This window comes from Caballeronia sp. TF1N1 (assembly GCF_022878925.1).
In the GTDB taxonomy this organism is placed as follows: Bacteria; Pseudomonadota; Gammaproteobacteria; order Burkholderiales; family Burkholderiaceae; genus Caballeronia.
In genome coordinates this window covers 1-14,001 of the sequence record NZ_CP084628.1, presented here as the reverse complement: position 1 = coordinate 14,001, position 14,001 = coordinate 1, and the positions used below count along the sequence as shown (strand labels likewise).

At 64.0% G+C, this 14,001-nt stretch carries 10 protein-coding genes; 3 read left to right on the top strand and 7 right to left on the bottom strand.

The features are described 5' to 3' along the window. Window positions 1–54 precede the first annotated feature (54 nt). Window positions 55–1,560, top strand: a complete 1,506-nt coding sequence (tssC, locus tag LDZ28_RS20940) for a type VI secretion system contractile sheath large subunit (protein WP_244830351.1) — start codon at window positions 55–57, stop codon at window positions 1,558–1,560. Window positions 1,561–1,590: 30 nt separating this feature from the next. On the opposite strand, the gene LDZ28_RS20935 is transcribed toward tssC, so the two are convergent. From LDZ28_RS20935 to LDZ28_RS20905, 7 genes are all read right to left on the bottom strand, one after another. After that, entirely contained in the window at window positions 1,591–2,379 is a 789-nt protein-coding gene (locus tag LDZ28_RS20935) for a PP2C family serine/threonine-protein phosphatase (RefSeq protein WP_244830349.1), read from the bottom strand. Between the two features lie 22 nt (window positions 2,380–2,401). Further along, on the bottom strand, window positions 2,402–3,829 hold the full coding sequence (tagH, locus tag LDZ28_RS20930; protein WP_244830347.1) for a type VI secretion system-associated FHA domain protein TagH: 1,428 nt from the start codon (window positions 3,827–3,829) through the stop codon (window positions 2,402–2,404). 30 nt (window positions 3,830–3,859) lie between these two features. Continuing rightward, window positions 3,860–6,535 carry a type VI secretion system ATPase TssH gene (gene tssH, locus LDZ28_RS20925; RefSeq protein ID WP_244830346.1) on the bottom strand — a complete coding sequence of 892 codons (2,676 nt, stop codon included), beginning with the start codon at window positions 6,533–6,535 and terminating at the stop codon, window positions 3,860–3,862. A 90-nt stretch (window positions 6,536–6,625) separates the two neighbouring features. Then, window positions 6,626–7,732, bottom strand: a complete 1,107-nt coding sequence (gene tssG, locus LDZ28_RS20920) for a type VI secretion system baseplate subunit TssG (RefSeq protein WP_244830344.1) — start codon at window positions 7,730–7,732, stop codon at window positions 6,626–6,628. After that, window positions 7,708–9,591 (bottom strand): type VI secretion system baseplate subunit TssF, encoded by a 1,884-nt coding sequence (gene tssF, locus LDZ28_RS20915; protein WP_244830342.1) that lies wholly within the window; start codon window positions 9,589–9,591, stop codon window positions 7,708–7,710. The genes tssG and tssF overlap by 25 nt, the downstream gene beginning before the upstream one ends. Window positions 9,592–9,654: 63 nt before the next feature. Next, the gene (gene tssE, locus LDZ28_RS20910; RefSeq protein WP_244830340.1) at window positions 9,655–10,164 is read right to left on the bottom strand and encodes a type VI secretion system baseplate subunit TssE; all 510 of its coding nucleotides are present in this window, start codon (window positions 10,162–10,164) and stop codon (window positions 9,655–9,657) included. Window positions 10,165–10,191: 27 nt separating this feature from the next. Further along, window positions 10,192–10,791, bottom strand: a complete 600-nt coding sequence (locus LDZ28_RS20905) for a type VI secretion system tube protein Hcp (protein WP_244830339.1) — start codon at window positions 10,789–10,791, stop codon at window positions 10,192–10,194. A 163-nt stretch (window positions 10,792–10,954) separates the two neighbouring features. Here LDZ28_RS20905 and LDZ28_RS20900 point away from each other — a divergent pair, with 163 nt between their 5' ends. Further along, window positions 10,955–11,437 (top strand): type VI secretion system tube protein Hcp, encoded by a 483-nt coding sequence (locus tag LDZ28_RS20900; protein ID WP_244830338.1) that lies wholly within the window; start codon window positions 10,955–10,957, stop codon window positions 11,435–11,437. Window positions 11,438–11,481: 44 nt separating this feature from the next. Then, window positions 11,482–13,839, top strand: a complete 2,358-nt coding sequence (locus tag LDZ28_RS20895; protein ID WP_244830337.1) for a type VI secretion system Vgr family protein — start codon at window positions 11,482–11,484, stop codon at window positions 13,837–13,839. The last annotated feature ends 162 nt before the right edge of the window (window positions 13,840–14,001 follow it).

Here is a 14,001-nt window from a genome sequence, read left to right as displayed (position 1 = left end):
GGCCCTGAACGCAGGATCTCAGGGAACGACCAAGGAACGACCAAGGAAACGATCATGTCCGACATTCCTCAGTCTGCCGAATCGAAGCCCGACACACAGAGCGCGATGTTCGAAGGCAGTGAACTCTCCACGCTGCTGAACAAGGAATTCCGCCCGAAGAGCGACGAAGCGAAAACCGCCGTGCAGGCCGCGGTGCAGACACTCGCGCAACAGGCGCTTGCGCAGACCACGCTCGTCTCCGGCGACGCGATCCGTTCGATTCAGGCGATGATCGCCGAGATCGACGCCAAGCTCACCGAGCAGGTCAACGAGATCATGCATCACGGCGATTTCCAGAAGCTGGAAGGGTCCTGGCGCGGCTTGCGTTATCTCATCAACAACACCGAAACCGACGAGATGCTCAAGATTCGCGTGATGAACATCTCGAAGAAGGACTTAGGCAAGACGCTCAAGCGTTTCAAGGGCGTCGCGTGGGACCAGAGCCCGCTTTTCAAGCAGATTTACGAGCACGAATACGGTCAGCTCGGCGGCGAGCCCTATGGTGCGCTGATCGGCGACTACTACTTCAACCAGACGCCGCCGGATGTCGAACTGCTCGGTGAAATCTCGAAGGTCGCCGCATCGGCACATGCGCCTTTCATCGCGGCGGCGGACCCGAGTCTCCTGCAGATGGATTCGTGGCAGGAGCTTGCCAATCCGCGCGATCTGACGAAAATTTTCGGGACGCCGGAGTATGCGAGCTGGCGCTCGCTGCGCGAGTCCGAAGATGCACGCTACATTGGTCTCGCGATGCCGCGCTTTCTCGCGCGGGTGCCTTACGGCGCGCGCACCGAACCCGTCGACGAATTCGATTTCGAGGAAGACACGCATTCCGCCGATCACAGCAAGTACACGTGGGCGAACTCGGCGTATGCGATGGCGGTGAACATCAATCGCTCGTTCAAGCTCTACAACTGGTGCTCACGCATTCGCGGCGTGGAGTCGGGCGGTTCGGTGGAAGGCTTGCCCGTGCATAGCTTTCCGACCGACGACGGCGGCGTGGACATGAAGTGTCCGACGGAGATCGCGATATCCGACCGGCGCGAGGCCGAACTCGCGAAGAACGGCTTCATGCCGCTGATCCATCGCAAGAACTCGGACTTCGCGGCATTCATCGGCGCGCAGTCGCTGCAAAAGCCGTTCGAATACGAAGACCCCGACGCGACCGCCAACGCCGCGCTCGCCGCGCGCCTGCCGTATCTGTTCGCGTGCAACCGCTTCGCGCACTATCTGAAGTGCATCGTGCGCGACAAGATCGGCACCTTCAAGGAGCGCTCCGACATGGAGACGTGGCTCAACAAGTGGATCACGCAATACGTCGATGGCGACCCCGCGAACTCGTCCGAGCACACCAAGGCGCAGAAACCGCTCGCGGCCGCCGAGGTCAAGGTGCAGGAAGTGCCGGGCGCGCCGGGTTACTACACGTCGCAGTTCTTTTTGCGGCCACACTATCAGCTCGAAGGGCTCACGGTGTCGCTGCGTCTCGTGTCGCGGCTGCCGTCGGCCAAGCAAGCCGCCTGATCTCGCAGTTGTTCACGACGATGCCCGCGCTCACTCCGCGGGCATTTGCAATATAGTCGTCTGCGATGCATCGCCGATCCACACCGCGCTTGCCGTGAAGTTGTCGTGATTCGGGCGCGCGTTTTCGCGCAGATGCGTCACCATGACGTCGAGCCAGTCGGCGGGCGTTTGGGCACGGCCTATCGCCGCGATCATCGCGGACTCGTCCAGATACTCCCAGAAACCGTCGGTGCACAGCAGGAAGGCGTCGCCATCGGCGACCGGAAACGGGTCGTCCGAGGCCGCGATAGACAGGTCGTCCGCCGTGCCGAGCGCCGAGAACAGCACGTTGCGGCGCGGATGACCGCGCGCATCGCGCGTGTCGAGCAGATTCGCGTCGATCATGCTTTGCACGAGGCTGTGATCCTGAGTCTGAACGACGGTCGCCCCGCGCCGGAAACAGTACAGACGCGTATCGCCGCAATGCGCCCACGCGGCCATGCCGGTGTCCCGGTCGATGCCGAGCAGCGCGGCGGTCGAACGCATCTGCGCGAGTTCGCGGTCGTGTTCCTGCGCATCGACAATGGCGTCGTTGGCGCGCAGCAGCACGCGCAGCAGATTGGCCCCGGTAAGCGCGACGCCGCTCGCGGCCGCGACACGAGTCAGTTCGCCGATGACGGTAGCCACCGCGATGCGCGACGCCGTATCGCCGCCGCCGTGGCCGCCCGCGCCGTCCGCGACCACGCTCACGAAGAGCGCGCCTTGCCGCCATTGACCGTATGCGTCCTCGTTGCGCGAACGGCCGCCGGCATCGCTTACGCTTGCGGTTTGCAGTTGCATGTCGTCTCTCTCGATTCGCGCGTCAGGCGCGGCTGCGTCGCTTCAATTCGTCGATCTGCGCTTCGTAGGCGGCAACGAAGGCGCGGCCGAACAACGTCTGAAAATCCTCGGCGGCTTCGCGCGAGAGCTGGCCGTACATATCCGCGAACAGGTCCCAGCAGCGCGCGCGCCGGTTGATGCCGGGCAAAAGGCCATCGAGCAAGGAACGTCCCGACAGGCGCGCTTCGATATGACGCGGCTCGAAGCGCTCGAACACGCCGTCGAGCGCCGCGCGCATGCCCGCCACGACGCCGACCTGATGCGCGCGCAAGTCCGTGTAGGCATCGTCGAGGGCGGCGGCGGGCGGCATGAAGCCGCGCATCGGCGGATTGAGCAGATGCGCGAGCGCGGCGTCGGCGTTCGGTGAGAACTTGAGCGGGTTGTTATCGGCTGCGGCGATCATGGTCGCGCCAGTGCGCATCTCGCGTTTGAGAGCGGCACGCGCGGCCAGCAGATCGAGCGTGCCTTGTGTCGCCTCGCGCAACAGTTCGCCGACGAGCTGCATTAGTTCGGGCGTGAGCGCTTCGAGCCGCACGTTGGGCGCGGACAGACCGCGCAGGAATGCGTCGATGAGCGTTTGCTCGCCGTTGTTCGCCGAAGTCGGCGTCGGCGTCGGCGCGGGCGCAGGCTGCGCGACCGCGCGCGCCCTCGGCGGCGTGAACGCGGCGTGCAGCTCGGAACCTGCGTCCGCTTGCGTCGCGGCCGGAACCGCGGGGCGCGCATTGCCTGTCAGGCTCGCGAACGGGTCGGCGTCGTGCGCGGTATTGGGCTGGGTCAGTGGATCGACGAGCGGATCGAGCAAGGGCGAAGCGCCGCGCACCTCTTTCGCCGAATCGAGGCCGAACAGTTCGTCGATGGAGCGCTTCGACTCCGGATCGTCGAAGCCGAAGTCGAAGTCATCGGCGGATGTGTGGACGGCCGGCGCGGGCTGATGCGGCGGCGGGCCGAGCAGGTCGTCGAACGTATCTTCCGCTTCGGAAGATGGCGGTGCGGGCGAAAGCGGAGACGAAGGAGAAGGCGCGGCGTCGAAGAGTCCTGCGAAAGGATCGTCCGCATGCGCGTTCGCTGGCGGCTCGCCGTTCGTCACGGTGTCGTCGTCGACTGACACATCCGCGCGCAGTTGATAGCCGCCGATCTGCACTTCATCGCCATTGGCAAGCGGCACTTCCTGACCGGGATCGAGCGGCGCGCCGTTCACGAGCGCGGGATTGCTGCCCCGGTCGATAAGGCTGAACCGTCCGTCGCGCCATACGATCTGCACATGCAGGCGCGACACCGTGCGCTCCGCGTCGTCGAGCACGAGCCGGTTCGTCACCGCGCGGCCGATTGTGCCGCCCGCCAAGTCGAAGCTCGCCGCGAGCGGATGACGAGGCGGCTGGCCGTTGTGGCGTATCACCGTGAGTGTGAGCATCGGCGGTCGGGTTCGGGTTGTAGAGCCGGGTCAGTCGAACGCATAGACGAATTCGCCCGCGCTCGCCGACAGCCCGATGCGCGTGAGCGCGCCGCCCTTGGTGAGCCGTGTCAGGTATTCCGTTGAAATGCGCGGCAGCACGGTGTTGGTCAGGAGCGCGTCGATCACGCGGCCGCCCGATTCGGCTTCCGTACAGCGCGACACGATGAGCCGCACCGCGTCGTCGTCATAGTCGAACGGAATGCCGTGATTCTCGGCGACGCGGCGGCGGATGCGTTCGAGCTGCAGCCGCACGATGTCGGCCATCATCGCGTCCGACAGCGGGTAGTAGGGCACCGTGACGAGCCTTCCCAGGAGCGCGGCGGGGAACACGTCGAGCAAAGGACCGCGCAATGCGCGCGCGAGATCTTCCGGCGCGGGAGCGTGAGCCGCGTCGCGGCAGGCGGCCATGATGACGTCCGAACCGACGTTCGACGTGAGCAGGATGATCGTGTTCTTGAAGTCGATGTAACGTCCTTCGCCGTCTTCCATCCAGCCCTTGTCGAACACCTGAAAGAAGATTTCGTGGACGTCCGGGTGCGCCTTCTCCACCTCGTCGAGCAGCACGACGCTGTACGGTCGGCGGCGCACGGCCTCGGTGAGAATGCCGCCCTCGCCATAACCCACGTAGCCGGGCGGCGCGCCCTTGAGCGTCGAGACCGTATGCGCTTCCTGAAACTCGCTCATGTTGATGGTGATGACGTTCTGCTCGCCGCCATAAAGCGTCTCGGCGAGCGCAAGCGCCGTCTCGGTCTTGCCGACGCCCGAGGTGCCGGCGAGCAGAAACACGCCGATGGGCTTGTCGGGATTGTCGAGGCGCGCGCGAGAGGTCTGGATGCGTTTCGCGATCATGTCGAGCGCGTGGCGCTGACCGATCACGCGGCGGTCGAGGGCATCGGCCAGGTTGAGCACGGCGGCCAGTTCGTTCTTCAGCATCTTGCCGACGGGAATGCCGGTCCAGTCCGCGACCACGCCAGCAACGACGCCCGCATCCACGCTCGGCAGGATCAGCGGCGCGTCGCCCTGGAGTTGCGCGAGGCGCGCTTTGAGTTCGGCAAGACGCGCCAGGCGCGTGACGCGTGACGGCGGGACGTCGGCTGAGCGCGCATTGCCGGCCGTATCGACGGCTTCGCCTTGCTCGCGCAGCGACGCGCGCAGCGTCAGCAGTTCGTCAACGACGGTTTTCTCTTCTTGCCAGCGCGAATCCAGACCGCTGAGCGCATCGCGTTCGCGCGCTAGCGCCGCTTCGACATCCGCCGCGCGCGAGCCGACATCGACGCCGACGTTCGCCTCACGCGCGATGATCCGCGCTTCGACATCGAGCGCGTCGATACGGCGGCGGCAATCGTCGACCTGCGGCGGCGTCGCATGCTGGCTCACGGCGACGCGCGCGCACGCGGTATCGAGCAGCGAGACGGCCTTGTCAGGCAACTGCCGCGCCGGAATGTAGCGATGCGAAAGCCGCACGGCCGCCTCGATCGCCTCGTCGAGCAACTGAACGCGGTGGTGCGCTTCGAGCATCGTCGCCACGCCGCGCAGCATGCGCACCGCCTTTTGTTCGTTCGGTTCGTGAACTTGCACGACCTGAAAGCGCCGCGTGAGCGCGGGGTCCTTTTCGATGTGCTTCTTGTATTCCGCCCACGTCGTCGCGCCGATGGTGCGCAGGTCGCCGCGCGCGAGCGCCGGTTTGAGCAGATTGGCCGCATCGCCGGTGCCCGCCGCGCCGCCCGCGCCAACCAACGTATGCACTTCGTCGATGAACAGAATCACGGGTTTCGGGCTCGCCTGCACTTCCTCGACCACCTGGCGCAGCCGCTGTTCGAATTCGCCCTTCATGCTCGCGCCCGCCTGCAGCAAACCGAGATCGAGCGACAAAAGCGAGACTTCGCGCAAGGGCGGGGGCACGTCGCCGCGCACGAGCCGCTGCGCGAAGCCTTCGACCACGGCGGTCTTGCCGACGCCCGCCTCGCCCGTCAAAAGCGGATTGTTCTGCCGCCGGCGCATGAGGATATCGACGAGCTGGCGAATCTCTTCATCGCGCCCGGTGACGGGATCGAGCTCGCCCTTGCGCGCTTTCTCCGTGAGATCGGTCGCGTATCTGCGCAGCGCTTCCTGCTTGCCCATGCTGGCGGGCGCGGGATGCGCGTCGCCGTCCGCACTAGCCGGTGGCTCTGTCCCGGCTTCCTCTTCCTCGATCGAATCCGCGACCAGCCGCGCGAAGTTATCGGACAAGTCCTCCGGCTTGATACGCTCGAACTGACGCGAGATGCTAAAGAGCACATTGCGCAAGCGCTGCGTCTTGAGCATGCCGATAAGAAGATGTCCCGTGCGCACCGTCGCCGTGCCGTAAAGCAGCGTGCCGTAGACCCAGCCGCGTTCGATGGCGTCCGTGATGTGCTCGGAGATATCGGAGATCGACGTCGCGCCGCGCGGCAGCCGATCCAGCGCGGCGGTCATCTCGCGCGCGAGCACGGCGGCGTCGATGCCATAGTGGGCGACGATACGCTGCACGTCCGAGCGCGGCGTCTCCAGAATCTGCATGAGCCAGTGTGCAAGCTCGACATAGGGATTGCCGCGCATCTTGCAGTACACCGTCGCGCTTTCGACGGTCTTATAGCCGACACGGTTCAGCTTGCTGAACAGCGCCACACGACTGATTTCGGCCATCGTCCGACTCCTTCATCGATACGCGTGCATCCTCATCGGATAAGACGGCGCTATGCGGAGATTTTTCAACGGCGCATCGCGATGCTCGTTTCATACGGCACGCGCTTCGGCATCGAGGGCGAGGTCGGCCCGGTTGGCGTGATTTCGTTCGAGGCCGAGCCACGCGCAATAGCCAAGCCGCCCATAGCGGCCAATCTGTGCTGTCGGCACTTCATCGGCGACGAGCACGAGTTGCGCATCCCACGCCAGTTCGCCGTTCAGATGCTGCCGGACGATGGCAACCAGCGTGCGCAGCGCCTCGCCGCCCGGCAGCAGCGATTCGTACTGCGTGAGCGTCAGCGGACCGATGACCATGCGAAACGCGTGCTGACGATCCCAGACGGACGAACCGAGCACGGCGCCCCGTCCGAGCCGCGCCGCGAGAGCGCCATGCGGACGCTGGCGCAGGACAGTGCGTTCGTCGCGTTGCAGGGTCATCCAATGTCCGCGAAACGGTTCGATCCGCACGGGCAGACGCAGCATGGCGGAGGCGATGGCCTGCAGCACATCGGCGGGCCGTGTCTGCATGTTCAAGAGGCCCGCGAAATGCAGCTTCGCATGGCGGGAGACAGCGTCGCGCCGATGCTGCGTGTCATCCGCCAGCCCGATCAGCGCGCCGGTATAGAACGCGAAGCGGTCGTGTCCTGGACGATCGAGCCCGTTGACCGGCCGTCCCTGCGCCCATGCCCGATAGAACAGCAGCAGAAAACGATGCAGCAGCACATCGAGAAGCCGCGCGAAGGTCGTGTCGCCGTGATGCAGAGCCCGCTCGCGCGTGAAATCCGTCAGATGCAACGGCAGCGGACCGTTCGGCCCGAGTAAGCCAAAGAAACGTTGTGCGAGACGCGGCGCACGATCGCGGCCATCGCAGGTAAGCGCGGCCAGCGGCGCGGGCGCGAACGTGAGCGAAACATCCTGAGCGAGACGCAGCGCTTCATCGGCGGGACGCACCCCGCAGCCCAGACGCGGCAAATGCGGCGTCAATGCCTCGACATGCCGCATCAGCAGATAGAAGTCGTGTTGATGAGGCGCGGCGGCGACCGCATCGAACAGATCGAGCAGCGCGCGCGCGCGGTCGATCTCGGGCGCCGCCTCGGCATTCGCGGCCGGCAACTCGTCGCGCGAGGCCGCGCTCAGAAGATCTGTCGCGTGCCGCATCGCGGAGTCTCACGCAGGATTTCGCCGCGTGCGCTCGTGCGCAGCACCGTCTGCACGAACGAATTGATCGACACATAGCGCGCGAAGAAGCGATCGAGCACGCAGCCAAACAGCCACGCGCTGGCGCCTTCGAAGGCGAGATCGTCCACGACGATGTCGATTTGCAGGCCGCGCCCGAACGCGATCGGTCCGGGCATGGGCAGGCGTCGCACGACGGGCCGCGCATCGACGGATACGACACCCGCGACCTGACTGCGTCCGGCCTGATCGACGGGCGTGACATGCAGCATCAGCAAGGCGCGCAACGCGGCGGCAGCTTCGCGGGGACCGTTGCAGAGCGACAAGTAGTGCAGCGACAACTGGTCGATGAGACGCCAGCTCTGTGTGCCTTCGAAAGTCGCGGGCGCGGGCCGCGAAGGGCCGCTCACGCAGCGCACGGCCGTCACGGGCGCGGCGATGTCGAGCGAGAAGTCGCCCCGCGCATTGCCGGTCGGCGTCATTAGCGGCAGGTCGCGATTCGTGCAGAGCGTCGTGAAGGACAGTTGCCGCAGCGAGCCGCGAAACGGCGCCGCGTTCGGATCGACGATAGACACATACGTCTCGCTGCCGACATACTCGGTGCGCGCACCGCTCTTGCGCCTTCCGGCCGACACGACGCGCGGCTCGCGTTCGGTCGTGAAGTAGGCGCTGTCACCTGGGCGATCGGAGAGAAAGTCCGCGTAGAAGGGATGAAACGTCTGCTCGCTGTCGTCGTGCGCACCGAAACCCGACACGGCCGAGACCGAATGCACTTCGAAGTCGAGCGGATGCGTGCGGTCGGGCACCACATGAAAACGCGCCGCGCCTGCCGACACCAACGCGCGATCCGCCTGCTTCGGAAAGAGATTGATCGCCGGGACGCAGTCGAGCAGCACGTGCTCTTTCGTGACGATGCGTTCGAGCGATGCATCGCCGGAACCGAACAGCAGCGTCAGTTCGATCGCGCTGCCGGCGAATGCGCGCAGCACATTGGCGAGCCCCTCGATGCGCGCGAAGCGAAAGCGCTCCGGTAGCGCGAAGTATTCATGCAGCACGCGGTAACCCTGAAACGCGTTTGGCGTCACGGGCAGCAACGCTTCGTGGTCGCCGAAGCCGGGCAGCGAAACCGCATCGGCGGGCAACACCTCGAATGCCCGGCTCGGCCGCTCGGGCGTCGTCACGACGATCGCGAGCGTGTTGCCTGCGACGAGTTCGAGCAGCCGCGACGCCGTGTCGCCGCCGCCCGCAAAAAACAGACTCAGGGTATCGAGACTCAGTGCATCGAACGACATGCCATCCGGCGTCGTCAAGCGCAGACGCAGCGCGCCTTTCACCCGTGCGCCAAGCGACTGCGTCAACGACGACGCGGCGAGCGGCAGATCGCGCACCTGTGCGAGATAGTGCGCACTGGTCAGCTCGATTGGCCACAGCGTCAGGTCCGCGCCGGTGCGGAATTCGCACGGCGTCAATGCTTCGGGCGGATGACTCGCGATAAGCGCGGTATGGCGCGGCACCGTGAAGCCTTCCGCGAGATTCGGATTGGCGAGATCGGGCGCGAAGCGCGCGATCAGCATCGAAGGCGTCGGACAGGCGGCTTGCGGCAAGACCACATGTGTAAGCTGCTGCGTGAAGCGCGGAAACTCTTCCTCGATCTTCAACTGCACACGCGCCGCGAGAAACGCCGTGCCTTCGAGCAGGCGCTCGACATACGGATCGGCGACATCGATACCGCTCATGCCGAGCCGCGACGCGATCTTCGGAAAGTGCCCGGCGAATTCCGCGCCCATCTCCCGCAGATGCGCAAGCTCGGTGTTGTAGTGACGAAGCAGGCGTGGATCCATGTCGTTATCGTTGCCCTTTGATTGCCCGTTGGTTGCCCGTTGGTTGCCCGATTGAGCCGCAGGTCAGCGCGGAAGTTCCGTTACGGTGATGCCGCCTTCCTCGAGGTCGATCTGCGTGCGCAGCGCGAATTCGAGCGGCACCGGCTGCGCCGACAAAAAGCCGCGGATGACCAGCGCGATCTGGTTGTGCATGTCGAGCACGGAGCGGTCGAGCACGGGTTCGATCTCGAGCGTCGATGGATCGATACGCGGCTCGAAGCGCTCGATGGCCTTTCGGATCGCCTGTTCGAGCAGCACCGTATCGATAGTCGATGCAAAGCGTCCCGAAAGGCACGGCAAGCCGTAATTCAACACCGAGGCGTACGCATGCGGATACCGTTCCTGTGAAATGGCATCGCCGAGATCGGTCGTGTTGAAGAGCCATGACACGTCGCGCAAAACGGCCGCGCGCAACCGCCTATTCGACACGAAGCGCTCGCTCGCGGCTTCGGGCTTGCGGTTCGAAGGATCGTCGTCGAGAAGGCGGTCGAGCAGGGTGGGCTGCAGGCGCTCGTCGTTGCGCGGTTCGTTCATCGTCGCGTTCCCCTGGCGTGGCGCATCTCAAGTCACGCGGCGCGTCGATACATCGAGCGCGAACGTCACTTCCGCGCCACGGCTGCCGGTCGCGGTTTGCGGCGCGCAGACCATCGTCAGCTTCTGCGCGGAAAACTCGAAGATTTCGCACGGCCGGAGAAAGCGCGCGCTCGTGAAAATGTGGTAGTTGCGGACATACGCCTGTTCGAGCTTCATGGAAAGGAACTCGATCTGCACGTCGTGATCGGGGCCTGCGGCCTTGAAGCACTTGATGTGCGCGAGCGACAACAGTTCCGCTTGCGCGCAGAGTTTCGCGATGACGGGCGATGCCGAATCGACCGATTTGATCACGGCAAGCGCAGTCACGCGCATGTCGTTGGCATTGAGCGCGGCGGCGTGGGGCGCGGCGTCAAAACCCTGCGCCCAGCGCCAGCCCTGGATCTGCATGGGCGTGTCCCAGTCGCCGCGCTTGCTGGCTTCGCCCTTGACCGGCGTGTTGCTGCGCTTCGGGACGATCTGCAGAAACATGTCGTCCGATTCCGTCAGCGCGAGCGTCTCGAACAGCGGCAGCGCATCGAGCGAGAGAGTGCTGTCGGGGCGCGGCTCGCGATGATCGGTGCTAGGCATCGTTCTGGTCCGGTTGAGCGGGAAGCTCTACACAAGACGGCCGATGCCGCGCGATTTTTGAATTTAAAAAGGCCGTCGCGCATTCGTTCTACTTAGCGGAACGCATATGGATCGCATGCGCGATGCACACGCGGCGGATGCCGGAAACACGACGGAGGACCACATGGCGACGATCGACAGCTATCTCAAGATTGATGGAATCGACGGCGAGTCGAAACACAAGGGCGCGGAAGGGCAGATCGAAGTGCTTAGCTGGGCCTGGGATGCGCAGAACGCAAGCAATCCGGGTGTGGGCGGCGGCAGTGGCGTTGGCAAGGCGCATCCGGGCTTCTTCACGTTTTCGCATCTCTACGACAAGGCTTCTCCGACACTCGCCAAGAGTTGCGCGAGCGGCAAGCACATTGCAAATGCGAAGCTCACTGCGAGCAAGGCAGGCGAAGGCCAGAAAGAATTCCTCACGGTCACGATGAAGCAGGTCACCGTGTCCAACGTCACCGTGCAGGGCGACACGGGCGGCGAACTGCACGAGAGCGTGAACCTTGCGTATGCGGATATCGAGTTCGAGTACAAGCCGCAAGATGACAAGGGCGCGATGGGCGGCGCCGTGAAGTTCGGCTGGGACGTGCGCAGCACCGAAGTGCGGTGATGTTGCTCGCCGATCACGCTGTCCTCCACTGACCGGGTGCGACGATGGCCGGCAACGATGTTGCTTCGAAAGACCCGCTCGTCAAGATCGAGACGCCGCTTGGCGACGACCTGCGTTTCCTGAACCTTGGCGCAAGCGCGGAGCTCGGGCGCATGCCGCGTTGCGAACTCACGCTCGTGTCGAAGCGCGCGGATCTCGATATTGGCCGCATTCTCGGCAAGCGCGTGACGGTGTCGCTCACCGTGCCGAAAGCAAAGCCGCGCGTGTTCGGCGGCTACGTGGCCGGCTTTCGGCAAACGGGCATGCGCGGGCGTCTCTATGTCTACGAGGCCGCCGTGCGGCCATGGTTATGGCTGCTTACGCGTCGCAGCAACTGCCGCATCTTTCAGAACAAGACGGTCGAGGAGATCGTCAAATCAATATTCGCGGACCCGATCTATCAAGGCCTCGAATTCGGCGAAATAAAATGGAAGGCGAATGCGCGCTCGCATCCGCCGCGCGAGTATTGCGTGCAGTACCGCGAGTCGGACTTCAACTTCGTAAGCCGCCTGCTCGAAGACGAAGGCATCTACTATTGGTTCGAGGACAAGGACGGCATGGAATCCCTGATTCTGACCGATACGCCTGCATCGCACGAGAGCGTTGCTGGCTGCGAGTCCTTGCCCTATGGCGCGGCGATGGCCGCCGCGCCGGATATCGAATACGTGAGCGAATGGCGCGTGCATCATGCAATCGAGACGCGCAAGTGGCTCCTCACCGATTACGACTTCAAGAACCCTTCACGTCCGTTGCAAAAGCAGGCGACGAAAGACACACCGGGCTTCGATGCCTTCGCCAAGCTGGAGAACTTCGATTATCCGGGCGGCTTCGTCGATGCCGGACACGGCGACAGCCGCACGAAGTCGCGCGCGGACGAATGGCGCGTTGAGGCGAGCGTGCCGGAAGATCCTGACATCAACTGGCATCGGATCGATGCGCGCACCAATGGCAGGAGCGTGCGCACGGGGGCATTGCTCAAGCTCACGCGGCATCCGCGCGCCGATCAGAACACGCAATATCTCGTCACGCGTGCGCGCTACGAGATCGACTTTTCCGACTATGAAGCCTTCGACGGCGCGCAGCAGAATCGCTGCGAATGCTGGTTCTCCGCGATCGACGCGAAACAGCCGTTCGCGCCGGGCCGCACGGCGCGCAAGCCCTTCGTGCAAGGACCGCAGACGGCGGTGGTCGTGGGACCGGGCGGCGACGAGATCTACACGGACCAGTACGGGCGCGTGAAAGTGCAGTTCTTCTGGGACCGCCTTGGCAAGCGCGACGAAAACAGTTCTTGCTGGATACGCGTGTCGCAGCCGTGGGCAGGCAAGGGCTACGGCGCGATTGCGATTCCTCGCATGGGGCAGGAAGTGATCGTCGATTTTCTGGAGGGCGACCCGGACCGGCCGATCATCACGGGCCGCGTGTACAACGCCGAGCAGATGCCGCCTTACGATCTGCCGGCCAACATGACGCAGACAGGCATCAAGAGCCGGTCGAGCAAAGGCGGAAGCGGCGCCAATTGCAACGAATTCCGCTTTGAGGACAAGAAAGGCGCCGAGCAGGTGCTGCTGCATGCGGAGCGCAACCAGGATATCGAGGTCGAGAAGGACGAGACGCATTGGGTCGGACATGACCGCAAGAAGAATATCGACAACGACGAAACCACCGTCGTGAAGCACGATCGCACCGAGTCGGTGGGCAATAACGAAACCATTACGATTGGCGTCGATCGTGGCGAGCGCGTGAACAACAACGAGAAGATTTCGATTGGTGCGAACCGGACCGAAACCGTGGGTGGAAACGAGACCATCACGATCGATGGCAAGCGCACGATCCTGGTCAAGGCGATGGAGACGGCGACCGTGCTGCTGCAGCGTACGCATTCAGTTGGCATCAACGAGACGATCACCGTGGGCGCGGCACAGGAAGTGACGGTCGGGGCGTTTCAGGCGGTGACTGTCATGGCTTATCAGAACGTGACCGTGGGCGCTGATCAGACCGTGCGGGTAACGGGAACTCAAGCGACGACGGTGGGTGGCGATCAATCGAACGATGTCACCGGCGGGCAGACCGTCACCGTGGGCAAGGACGCGGGCGAGACGATCAAGGGCGCGCAATCGAGCACGGTCGAGAAGGGGCGAACGACATCGATCAAGGAAGACGATGCACTGAGCGTTGGCAAGAATTTCACCCTCAAGGCGCAGGAATCGATCACGCTGCTCACGGGCGATGCGAGCATCGTCATGAAGAAGGACGGCACGATTCAGATCAAGGGTAAGGACATCACGATAGATGGCAGCGGCAAGATCAGCGTGAAGGCGGGTGGGGATATTGTGATGAAAGGGTCGAAGATTTTGCAGAATTGAGGGCTGATTTCACTTCCAGTTCGTGCATAGTCGCTGTGATGAAACCATGCTTGTTCATGGTGAGTCACTTGCAGACGCGTGGTTTTAAGCGTGCGCCTCGCAGGGCAAAACCGGGCATTTCTATCTTGCTAAAACACGACATTTGAACTTGGGACCTACATT

What these genes read in the sequence shown, in the direction of transcription:
- tssE (WP_244830340.1), bottom strand. Translation starts at nt 10,164, where the DNA reads ATGAACGAACCGCGCAACGACGAGCGCCTGCAGCCCACCCTGCTCGAC.
- LDZ28_RS20895 (WP_244830337.1), top strand. Translation starts at nt 11,482, where the DNA reads ATGGCCGGCAACGATGTTGCTTCGAAAGACCCGCTCGTCAAGATCGAG.
- tssH (WP_244830346.1), bottom strand. Translation starts at nt 6,535, where the DNA reads ATGGCCGAAATCAGTCGTGTGGCGCTGTTCAGCAAGCTGAACCGTGTC.
- LDZ28_RS20905 (WP_244830339.1), bottom strand. Translation starts at nt 10,791, where the DNA reads ATGCCTAGCACCGATCATCGCGAGCCGCGCCCCGACAGCACTCTCTCG.
- tssC (WP_244830351.1), top strand. Translation starts at nt 55, where the DNA reads ATGTCCGACATTCCTCAGTCTGCCGAATCGAAGCCCGACACACAGAGC.
- LDZ28_RS20935 (WP_244830349.1), bottom strand. Translation starts at nt 2,379, where the DNA reads ATGCAACTGCAAACCGCAAGCGTAAGCGATGCCGGCGGCCGTTCGCGC.
- tssG (WP_244830344.1), bottom strand. Translation starts at nt 7,732, where the DNA reads ATGCGGCACGCGACAGATCTTCTGAGCGCGGCCTCGCGCGACGAGTTG.
- tssF (WP_244830342.1), bottom strand. Translation starts at nt 9,591, where the DNA reads ATGGATCCACGCCTGCTTCGTCACTACAACACCGAGCTTGCGCATCTG.
- tagH (WP_244830347.1), bottom strand. Translation starts at nt 3,829, where the DNA reads ATGCTCACACTCACGGTGATACGCCACAACGGCCAGCCGCCTCGTCAT.
- LDZ28_RS20900 (WP_244830338.1), top strand. Translation starts at nt 10,955, where the DNA reads ATGGCGACGATCGACAGCTATCTCAAGATTGATGGAATCGACGGCGAG.